General features: G+C 54.9%; 21 protein-coding genes. 7 read left to right on the top strand and 14 right to left on the bottom strand.

Annotation, left to right across the window (positions count from 1 at the left end; translation table 11 throughout):
* Positions 1-31 precede the first annotated feature (31 nt).
* From K6123_RS20520 to K6123_RS20505, 4 genes are all read left to right on the top strand, one after another.
* Positions 32-1,051, top strand: a complete 1,020-nt coding sequence (locus K6123_RS20520; protein ID WP_221801164.1) for a patatin-like phospholipase family protein — start codon at positions 32-34, stop codon at positions 1,049-1,051.
* Between the two features lie 119 nt (positions 1,052-1,170).
* Positions 1,171-1,503, top strand: coding sequence for a hypothetical protein (locus K6123_RS20515; RefSeq protein ID WP_221801163.1), 333 nt, complete (start codon positions 1,171-1,173; stop codon positions 1,501-1,503).
* A gap of 31 nt (positions 1,504-1,534) precedes the next feature.
* Positions 1,535-2,734: a cation:proton antiporter gene (locus K6123_RS20510; RefSeq protein WP_221801162.1), complete on the top strand. Its 1,200-nt coding sequence runs from the start codon at positions 1,535-1,537 to the stop codon at positions 2,732-2,734.
* A 106-nt stretch (positions 2,735-2,840) separates the two neighbouring features.
* Positions 2,841-4,613 (top strand): SLC13 family permease, encoded by a 1,773-nt coding sequence (locus K6123_RS20505; RefSeq protein WP_221801161.1) that lies wholly within the window; start codon positions 2,841-2,843, stop codon positions 4,611-4,613.
* Here the strand turns inward: K6123_RS20505 and K6123_RS20500 are convergent.
* The 7 genes from K6123_RS20500 to carA all read right to left on the bottom strand — a co-directional run bounded on the left by K6123_RS20500 (position 4,581) and on the right by carA (position 14,725).
* Positions 4,581-5,810, bottom strand: coding sequence for a glycosyltransferase (locus K6123_RS20500; protein ID WP_221801160.1), 1,230 nt, complete (start codon positions 5,808-5,810; stop codon positions 4,581-4,583). The two genes, K6123_RS20505 and K6123_RS20500, sit on opposite strands and share 33 nt — an antisense overlap.
* Positions 5,811-5,960: 150 nt before the next feature.
* Complete coding sequence (locus tag K6123_RS20495; protein ID WP_221801159.1) at positions 5,961-7,622, bottom strand: glycerol-3-phosphate dehydrogenase/oxidase; 1,662 nt, start codon at positions 7,620-7,622, stop codon at positions 5,961-5,963.
* Between the two features lie 39 nt (positions 7,623-7,661).
* Positions 7,662-9,158 (bottom strand): glycerol kinase GlpK, encoded by a 1,497-nt coding sequence (gene glpK, locus K6123_RS20490; protein WP_221801158.1) that lies wholly within the window; start codon positions 9,156-9,158, stop codon positions 7,662-7,664.
* A 79-nt stretch (positions 9,159-9,237) separates the two neighbouring features.
* A complete protein-coding gene (locus K6123_RS20485; RefSeq protein ID WP_221801157.1) occupies positions 9,238-9,705 on the bottom strand; it encodes a DUF4124 domain-containing protein in 468 nt (155 codons plus the stop codon).
* A 126-nt stretch (positions 9,706-9,831) separates the two neighbouring features.
* Positions 9,832-10,308, bottom strand: coding sequence for a transcription elongation factor GreA (gene greA, locus K6123_RS20480; RefSeq protein ID WP_221801155.1), 477 nt, complete (start codon positions 10,306-10,308; stop codon positions 9,832-9,834).
* 41 nt (positions 10,309-10,349) lie between these two features.
* Positions 10,350-13,565 (bottom strand): carbamoyl-phosphate synthase large subunit, encoded by a 3,216-nt coding sequence (carB, locus tag K6123_RS20475; RefSeq protein ID WP_221801152.1) that lies wholly within the window; start codon positions 13,563-13,565, stop codon positions 10,350-10,352.
* Between the two features lie 17 nt (positions 13,566-13,582).
* Positions 13,583-14,725 (bottom strand): glutamine-hydrolyzing carbamoyl-phosphate synthase small subunit, encoded by a 1,143-nt coding sequence (carA, locus tag K6123_RS20470; RefSeq protein WP_221801150.1) that lies wholly within the window; start codon positions 14,723-14,725, stop codon positions 13,583-13,585.
* Between the two features lie 525 nt (positions 14,726-15,250).
* Between carA and K6123_RS20465 the strand changes: the two genes are divergently transcribed.
* Positions 15,251-15,856 (top strand): TetR/AcrR family transcriptional regulator, encoded by a 606-nt coding sequence (locus K6123_RS20465; RefSeq protein WP_221801148.1) that lies wholly within the window; start codon positions 15,251-15,253, stop codon positions 15,854-15,856.
* A gap of 69 nt (positions 15,857-15,925) precedes the next feature.
* On the opposite strand, the gene dapB is transcribed toward K6123_RS20465, so the two are convergent.
* From dapB to grpE, 4 genes are all read right to left on the bottom strand, one after another.
* Entirely contained in the window at positions 15,926-16,729 is an 804-nt protein-coding gene (dapB, locus tag K6123_RS20460; RefSeq protein ID WP_221801146.1) for a 4-hydroxy-tetrahydrodipicolinate reductase, read from the bottom strand.
* Positions 16,730-16,840: 111 nt separating this feature from the next.
* Positions 16,841-17,962 (bottom strand): molecular chaperone DnaJ, encoded by a 1,122-nt coding sequence (gene dnaJ / locus K6123_RS20455; protein ID WP_221801144.1) that lies wholly within the window; start codon positions 17,960-17,962, stop codon positions 16,841-16,843.
* Positions 17,963-18,103: 141 nt separating this feature from the next.
* Positions 18,104-20,023 carry a molecular chaperone DnaK gene (gene dnaK, locus K6123_RS20450; protein WP_221801142.1) on the bottom strand — a complete coding sequence of 640 codons (1,920 nt, stop codon included), beginning with the start codon at positions 20,021-20,023 and terminating at the stop codon, positions 18,104-18,106.
* A 172-nt stretch (positions 20,024-20,195) separates the two neighbouring features.
* Positions 20,196-20,780, bottom strand: coding sequence for a nucleotide exchange factor GrpE (grpE, locus tag K6123_RS20445; RefSeq protein ID WP_221801140.1), 585 nt, complete (start codon positions 20,778-20,780; stop codon positions 20,196-20,198).
* Between the two features lie 167 nt (positions 20,781-20,947).
* Here grpE and recN point away from each other — a divergent pair, with 167 nt between their 5' ends.
* Complete coding sequence (recN, locus tag K6123_RS20440) at positions 20,948-22,633, top strand: DNA repair protein RecN (RefSeq protein WP_221801138.1); 1,686 nt, start codon at positions 20,948-20,950, stop codon at positions 22,631-22,633.
* Between the two features lie 77 nt (positions 22,634-22,710).
* Here recN and fur read toward each other — a convergent pair whose 3' ends face one another.
* Positions 22,711-23,118: a ferric iron uptake transcriptional regulator gene (gene fur, locus K6123_RS20435; protein WP_221801136.1), complete on the bottom strand. Its 408-nt coding sequence runs from the start codon at positions 23,116-23,118 to the stop codon at positions 22,711-22,713.
* A 95-nt stretch (positions 23,119-23,213) separates the two neighbouring features.
* On the opposite strand from fur, the gene K6123_RS20430 reads away from it, so the two are divergent.
* Positions 23,214-23,624: an outer membrane protein assembly factor BamE gene (locus K6123_RS20430; RefSeq protein ID WP_246624928.1), complete on the top strand. Its 411-nt coding sequence runs from the start codon at positions 23,214-23,216 to the stop codon at positions 23,622-23,624.
* Positions 23,625-23,702: 78 nt separating this feature from the next.
* Here K6123_RS20430 and K6123_RS20425 read toward each other — a convergent pair whose 3' ends face one another.
* Together K6123_RS20425 and K6123_RS20420 are read right to left on the bottom strand one after the other, a co-directional pair.
* The gene (locus K6123_RS20425) at positions 23,703-23,990 is read right to left on the bottom strand and encodes an RnfH family protein (protein WP_221801134.1); all 288 of its coding nucleotides are present in this window, start codon (positions 23,988-23,990) and stop codon (positions 23,703-23,705) included.
* Positions 23,983-24,414, bottom strand: a complete 432-nt coding sequence (locus K6123_RS20420; protein ID WP_221801132.1) for a type II toxin-antitoxin system RatA family toxin — start codon at positions 24,412-24,414, stop codon at positions 23,983-23,985. Before K6123_RS20420 ends, K6123_RS20425 begins: the two co-directional genes overlap by 8 nt.
* Between the last annotated feature and the right edge of the window lie 62 nt (positions 24,415-24,476).

Raw genomic sequence — 24,476 nt, 5'->3', positions numbered from 1 at the left:
GGACGGCCTCTGTCGTAATACAGGAGCATCTATGGCCCTGCCCAAACGTCACAACGACATCAGTCTGGCCCTGCAAGGTGGAGGCGCCCACGGTGCGTTCACCTGGGGCGTGCTGGACCGTCTGCTGCAACAACCCGGCTTGCGCATCAAGGCCATCAGCGGCACCAGTGCCGGTTCGATGAATGCCCTGGCGGTGGCGCAGGGCTTGATGAGCGGCGGCCCGGAGCATGCCCGTCAGTTGTTAACCGATTTCTGGGAAACCGTCGCTGCCAGTGCGCCTTTCAGGCTGACCTCGTTCGCCAGCAACGGTGACGTCAGCATGTCGCCTGCGGTCGGCTTTATGATGAGCCTGACCCAGCACTTTTCGCCCTATCAGCTCAACCCGCTCGACATCAATCCACTGCGCCAGCTGGTCGAAAAATATTTCGACTTTGAGCAGCTGCGGCAGTCCTGTCCGGTTGAGCTGTTTATTGCAGCAACCCACGCCAATACAGGCCGCTTGCGGCTGTTCCGCAATCACGAGTTGTCGGTCGAAGCGGTGCTGGCGTCAGCCTGTTTGCCAACCGTGCACCACACGGTGGAAGTCGATGGCGAGCCCTATTGGGACGGCGGCTTTTCCGCCAATCCGGCAATCTTTCCGCTGTATCACCATCATCAGTGTGCCGACGTGTTAATGATCTTGCTGGCGCCCATGGTGCATGGAAAAACCCCCACCACCGCTGCCGAGATCAAAACCCGCGCCATGGATATTGCCTTCAACGCCGGATTTCTGCGGGAAATGCGGGTCCTGGCACAAGAACGGCAAATGAGCCGCAGCTTCTGGCGGCCCTACAGCAAGCTGGAAAAGCGCATTCAGCGGCTGCGTTTTCATATGATCGATCCGGACGGCGCGCTCGATAACCTACCCTCTGCCACCCGGATGATTCCTGACCAGAAACTGCTGCACCTGTTGCGCGATACCGGCCGTCAGCAGGCCGAACTCTGGCTGCAGCAACATGGCTCATCGGTGGGCCGGCGTTGCAGTATTAATCTGGCGGAAGTTTTTATTTAAATCGCTGCCAACCAGTGCTTTTTCTGAATAAACACCCCACTCTTGAGCGCCGTTATTGAACCACTCTCGCGGCTCTGGCAAGCTGACTGCTTTATTTCGACTTTCTGGTCGCCAGGAATATGAAACGTCCCACCAAAGCAGAAATCCGCCAGCAGCTGAATAACGAGGTGTCGCAATATCTGCAGCATGGCGGTGAGGTCAAGCAGGTTGCCCGTGGCGCATCCGGCCTGCAGGACGGACGTTACGATGAACGCAGTCTGGCGTTTGAAAAACCCAAGGAAGAACGCACCCCGGTCAACGAGGTGTTACAGGCGATTGATCAGCGTCGGCAGGAACAGCGCAAACCCAAACGGACAGCTCCCGACCCGGCCACCAGCAAACGCCGACGCCCACGCAAGAAAATTATCTACGACGATTTTGGCGAACCGCTACGGGTCATCTGGGAAGACTGATCCGCTTACTGACTAAGGACGCCGCCCCACCATGCCGGATTCCAGCCTGATTTTTGCCCTTTCACTGGCGCTGCTGTTTTATGGCCTGCTGGCCCGGCGTATTGATGCCGCCGGCGTCAGCGCGCCGATGCTGATGACATTGGCCGGTATTCTGGTAAGTCCACTGGGACTGAATCTGGTTGATGCCAATATTCAGGCTGAAGGCCTCAAACTGCTGGCGGAGCTGACGCTGGCACTGATTCTGTTCACCGATGCCAGTCAGGTAAACCGCCACCAGCTGTTACGCTTCGGCATTCTACCGATTCGCCTGCTCGCCATAGGCCTGCCGCTGACCATGCTGCTGGGCTGGCTGCTTGCCGTGCCATTGCTGGGGCTGTCGTGGCTGGCCGCCGCCTGGCTGGCGATTATGCTGGCACCGACCGACGCCGCGCTGGCGCAGTCGATCTTCTCGGACCAGCGCATTAACCTCAAGCTGCGGCATTCGATTACCGTCGAAAGTGGTCTTAACGATGGCCTGGCACTGCCGGTCTTGCTGTTTGTGCTGGCACTGATGAGCGCTGGCGACTACGCCTGGCTCGACCACAAACAATGGCCGCTGTTTATGCTGCAGCAGTTTGCCTTTGGCACTCTGGTGGGAATTGGCTGCGGTCGCTGGGGCGGCGAACTGGTGCAGTGGGCCACCGACCACAAACAAACCGAACCCCTGTACCAGCGTTTGTCGTCCTGGTCGCTGGCGATGCTGGCCTACTCCGCTGCAGAGATGATTGGTGGCAACGGCTTTATTGCCGCCTTCATGGCCGGACTGTTTCTCGAAGCACAACGCAAAATCGTAATTCAACGGTTACGGGAATTCGGCGAAGCCGAAGGAGCACTGCTGAGCCTGCTGGTGTTTTTTCTGTTTGGACTGGTGTTCGTCCATGAAGCCTGGCCACTATTCAGCTGGCCACAACTGGGTTACGCCCTGTTAAGCCTGACCCTGATTCGCATGCTGCCAGTGCTGATCAGCCTGCTTGGCAGCGGCCTGCCGTTTGGCTCAAAGATATTCCTCGCCTGGTTCGGCCCGCGCGGCATCGCCAGTATTTTGTATCTGTTAATGGCGATTCAGGCAATGGGCCACGCCGACCGGATTCCAGCCTACGACACCGTCTTCGGAACCACGGTACTGACGGTACTGCTGAGTATTCTGCTGCATGGCCTGTCGACCCATGTCTGGCAGCGCTGGCCAAAGTGACTGCGTTAAATATTCAAATAAGATCTATTTAAATTATTTTTTATTCTTTTACGAAATTAAAGAAAGCCTCCTAATATGCTCCACCCAAATCTAGAGGAGCTGCCAAATGGATTGGCAAAGCTGGCTGACCGTCTTCCTGACCCTGACTTCCTTGCTGCTATTGGCGCTATCCCGCCTTGGCCCACATCTGATCATGATGGCAAGCCTGACCATCCTGAGTGCCACCGGTATTCTGACCAGCAAGGAAGCGCTGGCGGGATTCAGTAACAGCGGCATGCTAACCGTTGCCGCCATGTTTGTCGTTGCCGCAGGTGTTCATCACTCCGGCGGTGTTGACCTGTTGGTTCATCGCATCCTCGGGCAGCCCAAATCAGTACGAGCCGCAATCAGCCGTATTTTTCTGCCGGTGGTAGTTTTTAGCGGCTTCCTCAACAATACGCCGGTGGTGGCAACCCTGATTCCGGCGATTAACGCCTGGTCCCGCAAGATCCGTATCCCGGCTTCAAAGCTGATGATTCCACTCAGTTACGCAGCCATTCTGGGAGGAACCCTGACGTTGGTCGGCACCAGTACCAACCTGGTGGTGAATGGCCAATATCAGAATCTGACCGGAGAAGCCGGTTTCTCGCTGTTTGCCATTACTGCCGTGGGATTGCCGGTTGCCATCGCCGGACTGATATTTATCTGGCTGTTTTTCCCCCGCTGGTTACCACAACGCGACAGTCAGGAACCATTCGCCAATCTGCGTGAATTTACCCTCGAAGTGATGGTCGATCCTGCCGGGCCACTGGTCGGTAAAACCATTGCAGCAGCCGGGCTGAGAAACCTTGAGCGTATTTATCTGGTGGAAATTGAACGCCAGCAAAGCCTGCTTGGAGCGGTATCTTCCGATGAAATCCTGCAAGCCAATGACCGCCTGATCTTTGCGGGTGATACCCGTGCTATCCCGGACTTGCTGCGTACTCGTGGCATCCTGCCATCACCGGATGAAAGTCATACGCTGGAACGTGACCGGGCTGGCAGGCGTCTGGTTGAAGCCGTGCTGTCACCGCACTGCAGTGCAGTGGGTCTGGCCATTCGGGAAGCACGTTTCCGAGACCGCTACGGCGCTGTTGTGCTGGCGGTTGCCCGAGGTGGTGAGCGGGTCAAGGGGCACCTTGGCACCATCCGCTTGCAGGCTGGCGATACCCTGCTGCTGGAAGCGCGACCGGCATTTGTCAGCCGCCAGCGGTACAACAAGGATTTTCTGCTGATCAATGAGCTGGATGAAGAACCACCACGTCATGAACGGGCATTACTGTCCTGGGGAATTCTGTTGCTGGCGGTTGGCTCAGCGGCCCTTGGCCTCACCAGCATGCTGAACGCTGCCCTGGTTGGTGCTGCAGCAATGATTCTGAGCGGTTGCTGTTCTGCCAGCCAGGCCGAAAAGAGCATCGATCTGACCGTGCTGATTACCATCGCGGCCTCATTTGCACTGGGCGCAGCCTTGCAAAAAACCGGCGTGGCAACCCTGGTCGCCGAATCCATCGTTGATCTCAGCATGGGCCAGGCCTGGCTGATGCTGTTACTGACTTACGTGACGGTTTCGCTGCTAACTGAAACCGTTACCAACAACGCGGCGGCGGTACTGATGCTGCCAATCGTGCTGCAGATCACCGAACAAGCCCAACTCAATAATGAGCCGTTTATTTTTGCCATCATGATGGCCGCCTCAGCCAGCTTCGCTACCCCGCTTGGCTATCAGACCAATCTGATGGTGTATGGCCCTGGCGGCTATCGTTTCAGTGATTTTCTGCGCGTTGGCCTGCCAATGAACCTGTTTATCGGCGCCGTGACGCTGGCAGTGTTACTGATCGGCTGGCCCTTGCACCGCGCCTGAGCCGGACGACGCCAACTGGCTCTGCTGTAACTCGGCGAGCCGGTTCTTGGCTTCAATCCACTGCGCCATATAGCGGGTGCTTTTCATGCTGTGGTGGCGCAGCATGGCGCCGTAAAAGCCACTCAGCCGATGCTGTTCAAGGTTGTCTTGCAGCTGTTGCAGCCGCTGACGCAAATAGTCGCCATGCTGCTGCACGTTAAAACGCCGTTCGATCAGCTGTGCGGCGGCAGCTGACGCCTGCTGCCAGGGCCCGGCTTGTTGATAGAGGGTTACCGCCGCAGCGGCCAGTTCGTCAGGCTGTTGTGCAACCAGTGCCGCGGCGGCGGTCGACTCGTCGTACATGCCTTCGGCACCAATCGGTGTCGTCACCACTGGTGTGGCAGTCAGCGCAGCATCAATCAGCTTGCCTTTCAGACCGGCACCAAAACGTAACGGCGCCAGCATCACCCGGGCGTCTGCGACCACTTGCAGGGCGTCATCAGCCCAGCCCTTGACCAGAAATCCGAGTTTTTCGTTATGCAGCTGGGTGGCTTTTTTCGGTGGATAAGCGCCGTAGATATGCAGTTCGGCCTGCGGCAATTGCTGGCGAATCTGGGGCCAGATGGCTTCGCGCAGCCAGCGTACCGCATCCCAGTTGGGCTCATGACGGAAGTTGCCGATGCAGACAAAATGCTGGCGCTGTTCGAAGGTCTTGCCAGACGCTGGCAGAGCAGCAGCTGCCAGCATAAAAGGGCTGTAACAGAGCTGTGCCGCCGGTATCTGGAACTGCTGTTGCAGCCACTGCATTTCAAATTCCGAGATCACCAGCGTCAGATCGCAGCGCAGTACGGCGGCGATTTCACGCAGCGCCAGTTCCGAGTGAATGTGCTGCAGCTGCAATTCCGTAGCGGCTTTTAACGCCTGCTGGCGCGCATGACGCAACGAGTGGACGTCTTCCATATCCAGAATCCGCAGTGCCTGCGGGCACACGGCTTCAACCCGCCAGCCGAATTGTTCTTCCATCATAAAGCGGTCGAACATCACCAGCGCTGGTTGTAGTTGCTGCAGGTAATCGTCAAAACGGCTGTCGTTGAGCTGTATGCGGACCGCTTCAACATCGATCCTGGCCAGTTCAACCGCGTGCGGGCTCCAGTCGGCTGGTGATCCAAAGGTGACCTGATAACCGGCCAGCTGCAGCTGTTCAATTAATTGCAACATACGGCTACCCGCCGCTGATGACGCTGGCTCCGGCCAGACATAACCGATTACCAGGGCTGTTTTTGGCAGGGCTGTTTGGCGCGAGGCTGTTTTTGACAGCCCGGTTTTTGTTTCACTCACAGTTGTTACCCGCTTTGACAAGGCGGCGGATTATAGCAGGCTGCCAGAAGATTCCTGCCCTGCTGCTCCAGCGGCAGTGGTTAGCTTTTGCCCCTGTCGATAAGCTTCCAGCTGGGCGTTGGCTTGGCTGCCAAACAGGATGCTGGCCAGCTCGGTCAAACCGGCGTCCTGCAGAATGGCCGCCTTGCCAAGGGTTTGTTCCAGCAGCGTGCGACGGCGTAAAAAATCTTCCAGTGTGGTGACGTATTCGTGTTCGGCTGCGTACCAGACTTCGGCTACTCGCAGGTCATCACCATCAAGTATCGGCGCCAATTCTTCCGGATGCTCAATTACCCTGGCCAGTATCAGCAAGGCATCATCACCATAACGCCGCCACCAGCGTTCGGGCAGCGGTTCTTGCAGGTGTTCACACCAATAATGATTCAGCCCCTGAGTCCGGCAGGCGGCGATAAAATCATCGCGGCGTTCAATCACAGGTTCACCGTACCAGCCAAACGTCGAGCGGCTCAGTGCAATCCCCTGCTGTTCCACCAACTCACACAGCTCTTCACCAACGTTCAGGCAGTCGGTCAGCTTGCCACCAAACACACTCAGCCAGGGCAATTCCGGGTCTGCTTCAATCACATGGCGACGCGACAGGTTTTGCCAGTCAGCACTGCTGGCTTCCGCTGAACCAGCTGTCACGGCCAGCGGCCGCACACCAAAACGCTCGGCAATAATGTCGTCCCGGGTCAGTGGCTGGGGAAGTTGTAAACAACGATTGGCGTTGTCGAGCAAAAACTGGCGTTCGTCGTCGCTGGCGCTTGAGGCAGGGTCTGATACCACTGTGTCGGTCGTACCAATACAGCTGCGGCAGCCCAGCGGCATCACGAAAAACAGTCGGCCATCGCTGGCAAAAAATGCCAGTACCTGTTTGCCGTCGCCAATTCTCGGCACGATCAAATGCAGCCCGCTGGAGAAGCGGTGCTGTTGCTGCGTCGACCGCCTGGCTAACTGATTGAGTTGATCCACCCAGGGGCCTGCCGCATTGATCACCAGTCGGCTGCGCAGCTGACGGATCTCACCGGAGAGCTGATCCTGTAGCTGAACCTGCCAGCCAAAGTCGTGCTGCTCAAAATGAGTTGCCCGGGTGTAACTGGCAATCACAGCACCACGTTTCAGTGCCGTCTTGACCAGATCAAAGGTAAAGCGGGCATCACCGTCCACCAGCCAGGCATCTGAGTATTCCACCGCGCCCTGCAGCTCACGGCTGTCTACCGTCGTCGCCCGCTGCCGCAAGGAACCGGCTCCCAGCAAGGCCGGTATACGGGTTTGGCCGCGCCCCAGGAACCAATAAAGCCAGGCGCCAGCCCAGATCATCCAGGCTGGCTTGCGGAAACCCTTCGCCACCGATGCCAGAAAACGGATTTCACGGATACGATTGGGAAAACTTTTCAGTAACTGGTTACGGCTGCGGCACAACTCTCGCACCAGTTGCACTTCGCCCTGTTCCAGATATTTGATGCCCCCCCACACCAGACTCGAGCTGTTGGCACTGGTTGCTGACGCTATGTCGTGACGTTCTACCAACGCGACTTTGGCGCCACGAGCCGACAAGGCTGCCGCCGCCACGGCACCATTGATGCCACCACCAATGATCAGTACATCAAACTGACCACCGTCGAGCTGTTTAAGACAGGAATCCCGTTGCAATCCGCTACCCTCTCTGGCCGATAACAAGCCGCACCTGAACTAGCACATCACCCGTTCAATAGCCTTGTGCCAGCCGGCCAGCAATTCTTGTCGTTGCCCGGCAATCATCTGGGGATGACGCTCCGCCGAGCATTGCCACAACTGACGAAAACGTTGCTGATCACCCAATAAACCGGTGTAACGACTGGCCAACCAGGCAACCCCAAGCGCTGTGGTTTCCAGTACGCTAGGTCGTTGTACCGGAACATCCAGCACATCGGCGAGAAACTGCAGCATCCAGTTATTCGCCGCCATACCGCCATCAACCCGCAACGAGGTGGGCCGCAAGCCATCTTTGGCCATGGCGTCGAACAGGTCTGCGGTCTGATAACACACCGCTTCCAGCGCGGCTCGCGCCAGTGCCGCCTTACCGGCGCCACGGGTCAGACCGACGATGGCACCACGAGCGTCCGCTTGCCACCAGGGCACACCAAGACCCGTAAAGGCAGGCACCAGATAAACACCCTGATTGGAATTCAGACTGGCTGCCAGTGTTTCCGTTTCTGCCGCAGACTGAATCACCCCCAGCTCGTCGCGCAGCCACTGCACTGCGGCACCGGCAATAAAAATCGATCCTTCCAGTGCATAACTGCGCTTGCCATCCAGCTGCCAGGCCACGGTCGACAACAAGCGATTATTGGAAGCGACAATCTGCTCGCCGGTATTCAGCAGCACAAAACAGCCGGTGCCATAGGTGCTTTTGATTTCACCGGCCTCAAAACAACATTGGCCAATACTGGCAGCCTGTTGATCACCGGCAACGGCCGTCAGAGGAATATCGTAATGACCAGTCAGAGTCGCCGGAATGACGCCAAAATCGCTAACGCAGTCACGAACTTCAGGCAGCAGTGAGCGAGGCACCCGAAACAGTTGCAGCAGTTCGTCGTCCCAATCGCCGCTGGCAAGATTGTATAGGTTGGTACGGCTGGCATTGGTGGCGTCGGTGAGATGTAAAGCGCCCTCCGAGAAACGGGCTATCAACCAGCTGTCAACGGTGCCAAACGCCAGTTCACCGGCGTCGGCTTGCTGGCGGGCAGCGTCGACGTGATCGAGTATCCAGCTGATTTTGGTGGCGGAGAAATAGGGATCCAGCAGCAAGCCCGAGCGCTGTTGCAGCCATTCGGCATCGATATTTTGCTGCAACCGCTGGCATTCGGCTGCGGTGCGACGATCTTGCCAGACAATGGCATTGTAAATTGCCCGACCAGATGATCGCTGCCACACCAGGGTGGTTTCACGCTGATTGGTAATACCAGCGGATAACACCCGATAGCCCAGCTCAGTGGCCTGGCTCAACGCCGATCTAACGGTCTTCAGAGTAGATTGCCAGAGGTCTTCCGGGTCGTGCTCAACCCAGCCATCGGCCGGATAATACTGCTGGAATTCCTGCTGCGCCGAACAGACGATCTGACAGTCGCCATCAAAGACAATCGCCCGGGTACTGGTAGTACCCTGATCGATTGCCAGTACGGCCGGTTTTACTGCTGCAGACTTCATTACTGCTCCTTGCGGTTGGGAAGTGCCCGGCAAGCTGCTTCATTGCCCGGCAGACAGCTACCGATGGCCAATCCCACAATCAGCCACAGACCTTTTTATAATAGCTAACGAATTCTTCACGAGCCGAAGCCAGTTCGCTTTCCTGCAGGTATTCCCGCTCACCCTTTTCGTTATAGCGGTACATCGGCCTGCCACCCGCTTCAATTTCCTGCGTACGACCTCGCATACTGGTGCAATAGTCTTTTTGGGCCTGGGCTTTGGCATCGGCCTGCTGCTGTTGGGCCTTGGCTTCCGCTTGTTGCTGACGTTCCTGCTGGCGCTGCTCGAGGAAGGCTTTCTGGGCTTGCTGGCGGGCGGCATCCTGATTACCAGCAGACACTGGCGACGGGTTATTGGCGATGTTCATACCGGTGGCCTGAACGGCCTGCGGAGGCCGGTCGCCGTAGTGAACCTTGCCATTGGCATCGGTCCATTTGTAGATACCGGCACTGACCGGCGCGGCAATGATCAAGCTGGCCAGCAGGCCAACCAGTGAGGATCTGATCATGACTACAATCCATGTAGGTTAAAAATCAGTCAACAAGGGTAAAGCATGTCAGCCTGACTGACGAGTTTTTTCGCTAATAACAAAAACGCCTCCCGAAGGAGGCGTTTTTAACAGCAATACGACAGATCAGACGTGTTTGACTTCGTCGATCTCGTATTCAACGGTACCACTGGGAACCTTGACAACCACCACGTCGCCTTCTTCCTTGCCAATCAGGGCACGGGCGATAGGAGAAGAAATGGAGATACGGTTGTTTTTGATATCCGCTTCGTCTTCACCAACAATCTTGTATTCCACCGCTTCATCGGTGTCGACATTGATGATGGAAACTGTGGTACCAAACAGCACCTTGCCAGTGTGAGGAATCGTCGAAATATCGATCACCTGGCAGTTGGACAGCTTGCCTTCAATATCCTGAATACGACCCTCGATGAAACCCTGCTGCTCTCGGGCAGCGTGGTATTCAGCGTTTTCCTTCAGGTCACCATGTTCACGGGCTTCTGCGATCGCGGCGATAACGGTCGGGCGATCGACAGTCTTCAAGCGTTGCAACTCGTCGCGCAGTGCCTTTTCCCCTTCAACAGTCATGGGAAATTTTTGCATGCATTGACTCCTGTTGATGTTTCCAGTGTGCCTGCGAGCAATTAAATGCTCGCGTGCAGTTCTTGCAGACGGTGTACTTCACTCAAGCCATCAGAGCGCAGTGCTTCAACAACCGCTTCTGCACCCGCCATCGTGGTGGTGTAGTAAACCTTGTGTTGCAGCGCGCTACGGCGGATGTCTGCAGAATCCTTGATAGCCTGTACACCATCGGTGGTGTTGATGATCAGTTCGATTTCATCGTTCTTGATCATGTCGACGATGTGTGGACGACCCTGGGTTACCTTGTTAACCCGGGTTGCTTCAACACCAGCCGCCTGCAGTACCCGATGGGTGCCGTCAGTACAAACCAGTTTAAAGCCACACTCAACCAGCCCCTTGCCCAGTGCCGCCAGATTTTCCTTGTCAGCATCACGCACTGACAGGAAAGCAGTACCGCTTTCAGGCAGGTTGGCACCGGCACCCAGCTGGGCCTTGAAGAAGGCTTCGCCAAAGGTTTTGCCAGCACCCATCACTTCGCCAGTCGACTTCATCTCAGGGCCAAGGATAGGGTCAACACCCGGGAACTTGTTGAACGGGAAGACCGCTTCTTTCACAGAGAAGTAAGGCGGTACGATTTCAGCCGTAAAGCCCAGTTCTTCCAGTGTCTTGCCTGCCATTACCTTGGCTGCAATCGCCGCCAGGGAAGTGCCAATACACTTGGATACGAACGGCACAGTACGGGATGCACGAGGGTTTACCTCAATCACGTAAATTTCACCGTCTTGCCACGCCAGCTGGGTGTTCATCAGACCAACAACGCCCAGTTCCAGCGCCATGGCAGCAACCTGCTCACGCATCTTGTCCTGCAGGTCAGCCGGCAGGCTATACGGTGGCAATGAACAAGCGGAGTCACCGGAGTGAATACCTGCCTGTTCAATGTGCTGCATGATGGCACCAATGACGACGCGCTCGCCATCACATACGGCATCAATGTCCACTTCGATCGCACGATCGAGGAAGTGATCCAGCAGTACCGGCGAGTCGTTGGAAACAGAAACCGCTTCGTTCATGTAACGACGCAGGGATTCTTCGCTGTTAACGATTTCCATCGCCCGGCCACCCAGAACGTAGGATGGACGAACCACCAGCGGGTAACCGATGTCAACGGCTTTGGCCACCGCTTCTTCAACTGAAGTCACGGTCGCGTTCACTGGCTGCTTCAGACCCAGACGCTGAATCATCTGCTGGAAACGCTCACGGTCTTCAGCACGGTCGATCGCTTCCGGGGAAGTACCAATGATAGGCACACCGTTGGCTTCCAGTTCGTTGGCCAGTTTCAGCGGAGTCTGACCGCCGTACTGTACGATCACGCCTTTTGGCTTTTCTTTCTCAACGATTTCCAGCACGTCTTCCAGGGTTACTGGTTCGAAGTACAGACGATCGGAGGTGTCGTAGTCAGTCGAAACCGTTTCAGGGTTACAGTTAACCATGATGGCTTCGAAGCCCAGTTCCTTGACGGCCAGTGCGGCGTGTACACAGCAGTAGTCGAACTCAATGCCCTGACCAATACGGTTTGGACCACCACCCAGCACAATGATCTTGTCGCGATCAGTCGGGTTCGCTTCACACTCTTCCTCGTAAGTGGAGTACATGTAAGCGGTGTCGGTGGCAAATTCTGCCGCACAGGTGTCAACGCGCTTGTAAACCGGACGCACGTTCAGCTTCTGACGGTGCTTGCGGAAAGCTTTCTCGGTAATGCCCATCAGCTTGGCCAGACGGGCGTCAGAGAAGCCTTTGCGCTTGAGACGGAAGACAGCGTCGTAATCCAGCGCCGTCAGTGCGGTCGCTGCAACTTTCTGCTCTTCCTTCACCAGATCTTCGATCTGTACCAGGAACCACGGGTCGATCTTGGTGAAGCTGAATACTTCATCCACGCTCATACCCAGACGGAACGCGTCAGCCACGTACCAGATACGCTCGGCTTGTGGAGTCACCAGCTGGGCAATCACGATGTCGCGTGCGTCTTCAGCAGCTGGATCCACTTTTGGATCAAAACCGGTAGCGCCCACTTCCAGACCACGCAGGGCTTTCTGCATGGATTCCTGCTGGGTACGGCCAATCGCCATAACCTCACCAACGGATTTCATCTGGGTAGTCAGACGGCCGTCAGCCTGCGGGAATTTTTCGAAGGTGAAACGCGGAATCTTGGTAACCACGTAGTCGATGGACGGCTCGAAAGACGCTGGGGTCGCACCGCCAGTGATGTCGTTCTGCAGTTCATCGAGGGTGTAACCCACTGCCAGCTTGGCAGCAACCTTGGCGATCGGGAAACCGGTTGCCTTGGACGCCAGCGCAGAAGAACGGGAAACCCGTGGGTTCATTTCGATCACGACCATACGGCCGGTGTTCGGGCAAATACCGAACTGAACGTTGGAACCACCGGTCTCAACACCGATTTCACGCAGTACCGCCAAAGAGGCGTCACGCATGATCTGGTATTCCTTGTCGGTCAGCGTCTGGGCAGGCGCAACCGTGATGGAGTCACCAGTGTGAACACCCATTGGGTCGAAGTTTTCGATGGAGCAGATGATGATGCAGTTGTCGTTCTTGTCGCGAACAACTTCCATCTCGTACTCTTTCCAACCGATCAGGGATTCGTCGATCAGCAGCTCGTTGGTTGGAGACAGGTCCAGACCACGCTGACAGATTTCTTCGAACTCTTCCTTGTTGTAAGCGATACCGCCACCGGAACCCCCCATGGTGAAGGATGGACGGATAATGCACGGGAAGCCCAGACCTTTCTGAACTTCACGGGCTTCTTCCATGCTGTGGGCGATACCGGCGCGTGGACATTCCAGACCGATGGACTTCATGGCCTTGTCGAAGCGGTCACGGTCTTCGGCCTTGTCGATGGTGTCGGCGTTGGCACCGATCATCTCAACACCGAATTCCTTCAGCACGCCAGCGGCTTCCAGGCCCAGAGCACAGTTCAGTGCAGTCTGGCCACCCATGGTTGGCAGCAGTGCGTCAGGACGCTCTTTTTCGATGATCTTGGCAACCGCTTCTACCGTGATTGGCTCAATGTAGGTGGCATCTGCCATGGCCGGGTCGGTCATGATGGTGGCCGGGTTGGAGTTCACCAGAATGACGCGGAAACCTTCCTCACGCAGGGCTTTACAAGCCTGGGCGCCGGAGTAGTCAAATTCACACGCCTGGCCAATAACAATTGGGCCGGCGCCGATAATCAGAATGCTTTTAATGTCGGTACGTTTTGGCATGACTCGGTCCCGTTCTCTTACGCCTTGGCTTTTTCAATCAGTTCAATGAAATGGTCAAACAGTGGCTGCACATCGCGTGGGCCCGGGCTGGCTTCAGGGTGACCCTGGAAGCTGAACGCAGGCTTGTCGGTGCGGGCGATGCCCTGCAGCGTACCGTCGAACAGGGATTTGTGAGTGGCCTTGATATTGGCTGGCAATGAGCTTTCGTCAACCGCAAAACCGTGGTTCTGGGAAGTGATCATGACCTTGCCAGTCTCAAGATCCTGCACCGGGTGGTTGGCACCGTGGTGGCCATGACCCATTTTCACAGTCTTGGCACCCGAGGCCAGCGCCAGCAGCTGGTGACCCAGACAGATACCGAACACAGGAATGTCGGTTTCGAGGATTTCCTGAATCGCCTTGATGGCGTAGTCACATGGCTCCGGGTCGCCGGGGCCATTGGACAGAAATACACCGTCCGGATTCATCGCCAACACTTCAGCAGCCGGTGTCTGGGCTGGAACCACAGTCAGGTCACAACCACGCTCGGCTAACAAGCGCAGGATATTGAATTTAACACCGTAATCGTAGGCAACAACCTTGTATTTCGGCGCTTCCAGCTGACCGTAACCCTGACCCAGTTTCCAGTCAGTTTCAGTCCACTTGTAGGCTTCCTTGACCGTAACTTCCTTGGCCAGATCCATGCCTTTCAGACCAGGGAAAGCGCGAGCTTCTGCCAGTGCCTTCTGTTGGGACTCTTCAGACCAGGCGTCGGCACCAGCCAGCAGACAGCCATTCAAAGAGCCCTTTTCACGCAGAATGCGAGTCAGGCGGCGCGTATCAATATCGGCAATGCCAAGAATATTCTGGCTGCGCAGGTACTCATCGAGAGCCTGCTCACTACGGAAGTTGGAAGCGATAAGTGGCAAATCACGAATCACCAGGCCCTTGGCCGCAATGCTATTGGATTCCACATCTTCCGGGCTGATGCCGTAGTTACCGATGTGAGGGTAAGTCAGTGTAACAATCTGATTGGTGTAGGAAGGATCCGTGAGGATTTCCTGATAACCTGTCATTGATGTGTTGAACACGACTTCACCAACGGACACCCCTTCAGCACCAATGCTGGTGCCTTTGAACAGGCTGCCGTCTTCAAGAGCAAGAATGGCTGGCGTAGACAAAACTGTATCCCCGAGCTAAGAAAATCAGGTGGCGAGGGGCACCGGAAGCATGTACCCCATGCGTAAAAAAGCGGAATGCTGATCAGACAATCGGCATCCCGCTATTTTTTATGAATTCTGTAATGAGAGAACGTTTCAGGCTACGTCGAAAGTAGCGTTGAAAGTCCGCATTTAGATTAACCGCGAATTATACGCAAAGTGGGCAATAGTGTCCACGCCAGCTCAAACCCTGAACAGAGGAAAAAGCCCTTTTCCGCTGCCTCGTTAAAGTACTTTTCCCTTGTTGATGTTTCAGCCACATGCTGGCGGTTTTTATAAAAATAGTTCGCATTTGCAAATATAAACAACCAGTTACATTTAGTTACATACAAAATTAAACCCGAAACAACTTCACAAAAAGTCTGCTGACTCTTTTCATTGTAGACAGAACCAGCCAGCACTGATCATGTTGTCGATTATGGGTCACTCCTGAATCGGAATCGGCTTCTGGCTCCAGGCAAAGCTATCAATTGGAGAGGTATTACCATGCCTGTTGCTGTAGACGGCCGCAGACGCCTGGCCCCTGAAGAGCGCAAGCGTTTGTTATTGATGTACGCCGTTGAAGTATTTTCTCGCCGCGGTATTGGCCGTGGTGGTCATACCGATATTGCGGAAATTGGTGGCGTATCTGTTGCCACGGTTTTTAACTATTTCAAAACCCGCGAAGCGCTGGTGAACGATGTCCTGGCTGAAATTGCCGAGTTTATGATCAACACCGCCGACCAGGCTTTTGCGGATCAGGCATCGCCGCTACAAGGCATTCGCAATTATTTCCAGCAATTTCTGCGCAGCTGCGAAGAACAACCGGATTACATCAAGGTCTGGCTGGAGTGGAGTTCATCGCCACGTGAGGAAGTCTGGCCACAGTACCTGAGCCTGCAAGTGGAATTACTGGAACTGCTGACTGAGCGAATTGAAGCCAGCATCAAGGCAGGCGAACTGAAGCCCGGCCTGCCAGCCAGTGAACGCGCCCGCTGGGCACTGGGTAACTGCCAGATGCTGAGCGGCATGATGTTTGACCCAATGGGCAAACCGGAAGACATGGACGAGATGCTTGATCGCGCGCTCAATCACCTGTTGCAGGCCGCCTGAGCTGACAACCGCGTAACGCGCATAAAAAAACCGGCTAACGCCGGTTTTTTTATGGCTAGACAACAGCTATCAGAAACCCAGAACGTCTTGCATATCGTACAGACCCTGGTCTTTCTTCATCACCCACAGTGCAGAGCGCACGGCCCCCTTGGCAAAGGTCATACGGCTCTGGGCCTTGTGGGTGATCTCCACCCGCTCGCCTTCAGTGGCGAACATTACCGTGTGATCACCAACAACGTCACCACCACGAATGGTTTCAAAACCAATCTGCTTGTGTGGGCGAGCTCCGGTCTGACCCTCACGGCCATAACAGGCCACTTCGTTCAAATCCCAGCCCATGGTTTCAGCCACCACTTCCCCCATCCGTAGCGCGGTACCAGATGGTGCATCGACTTTGTGGCGGTGGTGCATTTCGATAACTTCGATATCACTGTCGTCGCCCATTACGGAGGCAGCCATACGCAGCAAATTCAGACACAGGTTCACACCAACAGAATAGTTCGGCGCAAACACCACACCGGTTTGCTCCGCACCTGCCTGCAGTTCGGCTTTCTGGGCATCACTCAGACCAGTCGTACCAATCACATGCCGCTTGCCATGGGCAACACACAGCTTTAGGTTTTCCAGCGTTGCCGCTGGTGAGGTGAAGTCAATCAGCACGTCGAAGTCATTCACCACAGCTTCCAGGCTCGCGACGGACTTGACGCCCAGTTCCTTGCCCAGACCAGCAATCGCACCGGCATCAACGCCCAGCATTGGATCACCCGGCAGTACAATCGCCGCGCCCAGTTCGGCACCTTCGGCAGCGTCCACTGCCTGAATCAGTACCCGTCCCATTCGGCCGGCGGCGCCGGTTACCGCAATACGTGTCATTTGCTATTTCCCAACAATAAAAAGCCCGTGTGGCAATGAAACCAGACACGGGCTTGCGAGAGCAACCATCAGGCAAGCCGATGGTGCCTTTATTCCAGTTACCGGCCTGAATCAGATCTCTTCAAAGAACTTTTTCACGCCGTCAAACCAGCTTTTCTTTTGTGGCGAATGTTTTTCACCGGTGAGCGATTCCTGGAACTTGCGCAGCAGTTCCTTCTGGTCTTCGGTGAGGTTAACCGGTGTTTCGACCTGCACACGGCAGAGCAAATCACCAGGCGCACCACCGCGAACCGGTGTGACACCCTTGCCACGTAAACGGAACAACTTGCCAGACTGGGTCTCTGCCGGGATCTTCAGCTTCACCCGACCATCCAGTGTTGGCACTTCCAGCTCACCACCAAGCGCCGCATCAACAATGCTGATCGGCACATCGCAATACAGATTGCGGCCATCCCGATGGAACAGCGAGTGCTCACGTACAGACACCTGTACATAGAGGTCACCAGCCGGGCCCCCCATGGAGCCAGCTTCACCTTCGCCCGCCAGGCGAATACGGTCACCGGTATCAACACCAGCTGGAATTTTCACCGACAGGGTTTTGGTTTCTTCCTTTACGCCACGGCCATGACAGCTGTTGCATGGATCTTCAACAATGGTGCCCTGACCACGACAGGTCGGACAGGTCTGCTGTACCGAGAAGAAGCCCTGCTGCATTCGCACCTGTCCCATACCATTACAGGTCGTACAGGTTTTTGGCTTGGTACCCGGCTTGGCACCACTACCGTCACAAACTTCGCAACTCACCAGTGTCGGGATGCGAATTTTCTTCTCGACACCACGAACGGCTTCTTCCAGTGACAGCTCCAGCGTGTAGCGCAAGTCGGAACCACGCTGCGGGCCACCACGGGAACCACCGCCACCGCCACCAAAGATGTCGCCAAAAACATCGCCGAAAATATCGCTGAAACCACCGGCTCCGCCGCCACCAAAGCCACCGGCAGCATTGGGATCAACACCGGCATGGCCATACTGGTCGTAGGCAGCACGCTTTTGCGCATCGCCGAGAATTTCGTAGGCTTCAGTCGCCTCTTTAAACTTGGCCTCGGCTTCCTTGTCATCCGGGTTGCGGTCCGGGTGATATTTCATCGCCAGCTTGCGATAGGCCTTTTTCAGTTCCTTGGCATCCACGCCTTTCGAGACGCCGAGAATCTCGTAATAATCTCGTTTAGACATTGTCTGTGCCCTGAGTTATGAGCAAAAAACGCGGCTATCCCGATTCAGGATGCCGCGTTGAATATTCGTAACGCCAACGGTGTCAGCGCTGTGTAGCTCCAGCTGCCGAAGCAGCCGGATATTGACGCAGCCAGTAACAGCTTACTTGTCTTTCACTTCTTCAAATTCGGCATCAACAACGTCATCGTCGTTGTTCTTGCCGGAAGAAGCTCCTGCGTCTGCACCACCTGCCTGCTGGGCCTGAGCCTGTTCAGCATACAGTTTCTGGGCCAGAGTGCCGGATGCTTCGGTCAGAGCGTTGGTTTTGGCTTCGATTTCAGCCTTGTCGTCACCCTTCAGTACTGCTTCCAGATCAGCGATGGCTTTTTCAATCGCTTCTTTCTCTTCGGCAGTAGCCTTGTCACCCGCTTCTTCCAGAGTCTTCTTGGTCGCGTGGATCATGCCATCGGCAGTGTTACGAGCCTGGATCAGTTCTTCGAACTTCTTGTCGGCTTCGGCGTTGGCTTCAGCATCACGTACCATTTGTTCGATTTCTTCATCGCTCAGACCAGAAGAAGCCTTGATGACGATGGACTGTTCCTTGCCAGTCGCCTTGTCTTTCGCGCTAACGTTCAGAATACCGTTAGCGTCGATGTCGAAGGTTACTTCAACCTGTGGCACACCACGTGGTGCTGGCGGAATATCAGCCAGGTCGAAACGACCCAGAGACTTGTTCTGTGCCGCCTGCTTACGCTCGCCCTGAACCACGTGAATGGTTACCGCAGTCTGGTTGTCGTCCGCAGTAGAGAACACCTGAGACTTCTTGGTCGGAATGGTGGTGTTCTTGTCGATCAGCGGAGTCGCTACACCACCCATGGTTTCGATACCCAGAGTCAGCGGAGTTACGTCCAGCAGCAGCACGTCTTTCACATCACCAGACAGAACCGCGCCCTGAATCGCAGCACCTACGGCGACCGCTTCGTCCGGGTTCACGTCTTTACGTGGTTCCTTGCCGAAGAAGTCTGCAACGCTCTTCTGCACCATTGGCATACGGGTCTGACCGCCAACCAGAATCACTTCGTCGATTTCGGAAGCAGACAGGCCAGCGTCTTTCAGAGCCATTTTGCAAGGTTCCAAGGAACGCTTGACCAGTTCTTCCACCAGGCTTTCCAGCTTGGCACGGGTAACTTTTACGTTCAGGTGCTTTGGACCAGTCGCATCGGCAGTGATGTACGGCAGGTTCACGTCAGTCTGCTGGCTGGAGGACAGCTCAACCTTGGCTTTTTCAGCACCTTCTTTCAGACGCTGCAGAGCCAGTGGGTCGTTGTGCAGATCGATACCGGATTCTTTCTTGAATTCAGCTGCCAGGTACTCGATCAGACGCATGTCGAAGTCTTCACCACCCAGAAAGGTGTCACCATTGGTGGCCAGTACTTCAAACTGCTTCTCACCATCGACGTCAGCGACTTCAATGATGGAAATATCGAAAGTACCGCCACCCAGGTCGTATACAGCAACCGTACGGTCGCCGCCTTCCTTGTCGATACCATAAGCCAGTGCAGCGGCTGTTGGTTCGTTGATGATACGTTTTACTTCCAGACCGGCAATTTTACCGGCGTCTTTGGTGGCCTGACGCTGGGCATCGTTGAAGTAGGCCGGAACGGTAATAACCGCTTCAGTGATCTTCTCACCCAGATAGTCTTCTGCAGTTTTCTTCATTTTCTTGAGAACTTCTGCAGACACCTGAGGAGGCGCCATCTTGCTGCCCTTTACTTCAACCCAGGCATCACCGTTGTCAGCCTGAACGATTTTGTAAGGCACCATGGAGATGTCTTTCTGAACCACGTCATCCTTGAAACGACGGCCGATCAGACGCTTCACAGCGAACAAGGTGTTGGTTGGGTTGGTAACCGCCTGACGCTTGGCTGACTGGCCTACCAGGGTTTCATCATCGGTGTAGGCGATGATGGAAGGCGTAGTACGATCGCCTTCGGAGTTTTCAATAACCTTGGTTTTTTCACCGTCCAGAATCGCCACACAGGAGTTGGTGGTGCCCAGGTCGATACCAATAATCTTACCCATGATAATCTCTCCAAAAACTTGGGCAGTTACTCACTGCCGACTTGTCTTTAATTCTTTAACAGCCCGTTGTTGATTGACGTTGCTGTTGTTAACTCATGCCTTTTATCTATGTCCGAATTTGTCGGTTTCAAGGCTTTCAATCGAATATTTTTTCAGCTTTTCGAAGGCTGTTTCAGGCGTTCTCGTCAATCGACGGAGCACCCTTGCAAACCACCACCATGGCAGGGCGCAACAAGCGACCATGCAGGGTGTAGCCTTTCTGCATCACGGCAACCACGGAGTTTGGCTCAGCGTCCGGGCTCTCGATCATGGTCATTGCCTGATGCAGTTCCGGGTTGAATGGCTGACCAACCGGATCGACGGTTTCAACATTGAATTTGGCCAGGCCAGACTGGAAACCACTAAGGGTCATTTCAATGCCTTCACGAATCGCTTTGGTGGCCTCTTCTACTGGTGCTGCAGCCAGGCCGCGTTCCAGGTTGTCAGCCACGTTGAGCATTTCATTGGCAAACTTTTCCAGGCCAAACTTGTGGGCTTTTTCCACATCCAGCTCGGCACGACGACGCACGTTCTGCATTTCTGCCTGCACACGCAGCATCTGTTCTTTCAATTCGGCAATTTCAGCCTGGGCATCCGCCAGTTGCTGCTCCACAACATCGGCAACGGCTTCAGATTCCGCCGCTTGCTCAACGGTTTCAGCTTGCTGCTCTTCAGCGTTCTGAATCACTTCTTCCTGAACTTTTTGCTCGTCAGACATGAATGGCTCCTCTTGTCGAAAATCGGCGTTGCTCCCTATATGGGGCTGCCCCTGAGGGATTCAAGGGAATCTGGAACAGGTTTTTTCATATTTATTCGAATTCCGGTTGACAGGACAAACTACTGTATATAAAAACACTGTATATCCATTCAGATAACGGAGCCGCTATGCTCGCCCATCTGTCTATTCATCAGTTTGCTCTGGTCGAGCAACTGGAACTTGAGTTCAACAAAGGCATGGCCGTCATCACTGGCGAAACTGGTGCTGGTAAATCCATCCTGCTGGACGCCCTTGGGCTGACGCTGGGCCAGCGTGCCGACGCTGCCATGGTGCGCCGTGGTGCTGACAAGGCCGAGGTTTGTGCCAGCTTCTATCCGACGCCGAATGCCCGCCACTGGCTGCGCAGCCGCGACCTGCCGGACGAGGAAGACCAGATTCTGCTGCGGCGGGTGGTGTCATCCGAAGGCCGCTCCCGTGGCTATATCAACGGCCGTCCGGCATCAGCCAACGACCTGAAGGAAATTTCCCGCCACCTGATCGAAGTGCATTCCCAGCACGCCCATCAGCACTTGCTGGAAAAAGATACGCCAAGACAGGTTCTCGACAGCTATGCCGGTTTGCAGCCATTGGCCAAAACTACCGCTGGCCTGTTCCAGAACTGGCAGCAAGCCAGCAAACGGCTGCAACGGTTGCAGGAGGAAAGCGGTGAAATCCAGGCCCAGCGGCAATTACTGAGCTATCAGGTAGAAGAGTTGCGTGAGCTGGCACTGGCTGAAACCGAACTCGACGAACTGGAGCTGGAGCACAAACGGCTGGCCAACGCCGAATCCATGTTGCTTGACGGCCAACATGCCCTCTCTGCCACCAACGGTGGTGATCACAGTGACAATGGCGCTGCCCAGCTGGCCTATGCGGCACTGCAACAGCTGGATCGTATTGACGATGACCATCCAGTGTTGCAGGAAGCCCGCGAGCTGCTGCAACAGGCCAACATCATGCTGGAAGAAGCAGGCAGTTCACTGAACCGTTATCTGGAACAGGTGGATATAAATCCGCATCGGTTACAGCAGGTCGAGCAGCGCCTCAGTGATATCTTCAGTATGGCTCGCAAGCATCAGATTCAACCGCATCTGCTGTATGAACACTGGCAGCAGCAGGAGGCCGCACTGGCCGAACTGAGCATGTCAGACGAAGATATTGAGCAGCTGGTGCTTGAAGTTGGCGAACTGCAACTCAGCTATCGCCAGCAAGCTGAACAGTTAAGCCAGCAACGTCATGCCGCGGCACAGCGCATGGACGAAGATATCTGCAGCCATTTCGAAGCCATGTCACTCGGCCGCGCCCGTTTTGAAACCCGTATTGACCCTCTGGCAGAACACGAACATAACAAGCACGGTATCGATCATATCCAGTTTATGGTGCAAACCAACCCTGGCATGCCATCCGGCCCACTGGGCAAGGTGGCATCGGGCGGCGAACTGTCACGCATCAGCCTGGCCATTCAGGTTGTTACTGCAGCGACCAGTGATATTTCCTGCATGATCTTTGACGAAGTGGATGTTGGTATTGGCGGCGGTACTGCCGAGCGAGTCGGTCGCTTGATGCGCTCACTGGGCGAACGCGGCCAGGTCATGTGTGTGACCCACCAGCCGCAGGTTGCCGCTCAGGCCCATCAGCATTTTATGGTCAGCAAGATTGCCGGTGATGACTATACCCACACCAGGATTCAGGAGTTGTCCGGCAAGCAGCGGGTGCGGGAAGTTGCACGCATGCTGGGTGGTGTTGATATCACCAATAGTACCCTGTCTCATGCCGAGGAAATGCTGTCACTGGCGAAACAGCTGGCGATCTAGCTTGTTGCCAATTCCCGACAGAAACAAAAACAGCGCCCAAGGCGCTGTTTTTGTTTAAAGCTGTTAATGAACCAAGCTCACTTTTTCTTGCGGATATACAAAACCAGCGAGTGATCAACCAGATCATAGCCATGGTCTGCAGCGATCTGGTGTTGCAGCTTTTCAATTTCCTGATTGGTGAATTCGATGACGGTACCGTCATCCACATCCACCATGTGGTCATGGTGATCACCACGATCCAGTTCAAATACTGAATGGCCACCATCAAAGTTATGACGGGTCACCAGGCCAGCACTTTCAAACTGGGTCAGCACACGATAAACCGTTGCAAGACCCACATCTTCACCGGCGTCGATCAGGGAACGATATACGTCTTCTGCACTCAAGTGAGCTTCAGGGTTACTCTCCAGGATGCTGAGAATCTTGATGCGTGGCAAAGTAACCTTGAGGCCAGCTTTACGCAGCTCGATGTTTTGATCGGACATTAACAACCCTCGAATATTTCACAGCAGGTAAATTCATCAGTATCATCCACCTCCACCGCTATTTGCATGCAAATCGAACACGGGACAACAACTGAATGATTCGACCGACAATTCTGACTTTTTTACTAGGTATTGCAACCCTTTCAGGCTGCGTTTTTCCCGGCGTTCACAAACTGAACATCCAGCAAGGAAATATCGTTACCCAGGACATGCTGGACCAGCTTAAACCCGGAATGACCGAGAGCCAGGTCGAGTTTGTCATGGGAACGCCTGTACTGAAAAACCCGTTTGCCGAACAACGCTGGGATTATCTTTATACTCTGGAAGAAAGAGACGTTATCACCAAACAGTACCTGATACAGGTGTACTTTGATGCCAACCGTCGTTTCGACCACTACAGCGGCAGTGTTCCTGCCGATGCCAACTTCACGGAAAAGAATCAGGCTGATGCCTTGCCGGAAGAAGAGTCCAATGGCAGCACAGTGCCAGCTCAGATAGCAGAATAAAACAAAAAGCCCTGCTGGTTGGCAGGGCTTTTTCTATCAGGCCAATCTGCTTTTTGACTTGCCTTTTAAGCGGCCCGTTTACTTGCCTTTGGCGGCCCGGTTTGCCCGCGCCTGCTTGGGGTCAATCAACAACGGCCGGTAAATTTCAATCCGATCGCCATCACGCACAACTTCGTCCAGATTCCGAACGGCCTTGCCAAAAATCCCCATTTTCGCCGTTTCCAGCTCCAGTCCGGGAAATTCCGCAACAATGCCTGACAGCCTTGCGGCTTCCAGCACGCTGCAACCTTCAGGCACGGAGACCGCCATTACTTTCTGTTTTTCCGGCAGCGCGTAAGCCACTTCTACCGATATTTGCTCAGCCATAAATTTCCTTCGCTCGTTTCACAAAGGCATCCACCATCATATTGGCGACCTGTTTGAAGACCGCACTCAAGGCCATACCGGTAATCTTGTTGGCAACTTCAAACTCCATATCCAGCGACACCTTGCAGGCGTCATCTGCCAGCTTGTGGAAATGCCAGATGCCGTGAAAACGGGTAAATGGGCCATCCAGCAATTGCATCTCCATTTTTTCCGGCCAGACCAGACGGTTATGAGTACTGAAACTCTGATCAATCCCCGCTTTGGAAATCGTCAGGCGCGCTTCAATAAAATCATCACCTTCATCAATTACTTCGGTCTTTTTACAACCATCCAGAAATTCGGGATAACGACGTACGTCATTGACCAGATCAAACATCTGTTCAGCGCTATACATCACCAGAGCACTGCGGGTAATGGAAGTCATGATACCTCTGTGGTTTGCTGACGCAGCTCGCCCCCAGCAAGCTGTGGAGGCGAGCCCTGATA

This window comes from Oceanobacter mangrovi (assembly GCF_019740315.1).
Taxonomy (GTDB): Bacteria; Pseudomonadota; Gammaproteobacteria; order Pseudomonadales; family Oceanobacteraceae; genus Oceanobacter; species Oceanobacter mangrovi.
Note: the sequence above shows the minus strand (reverse complement) of the source record. Positions and strands in the feature narration are given on the sequence as shown.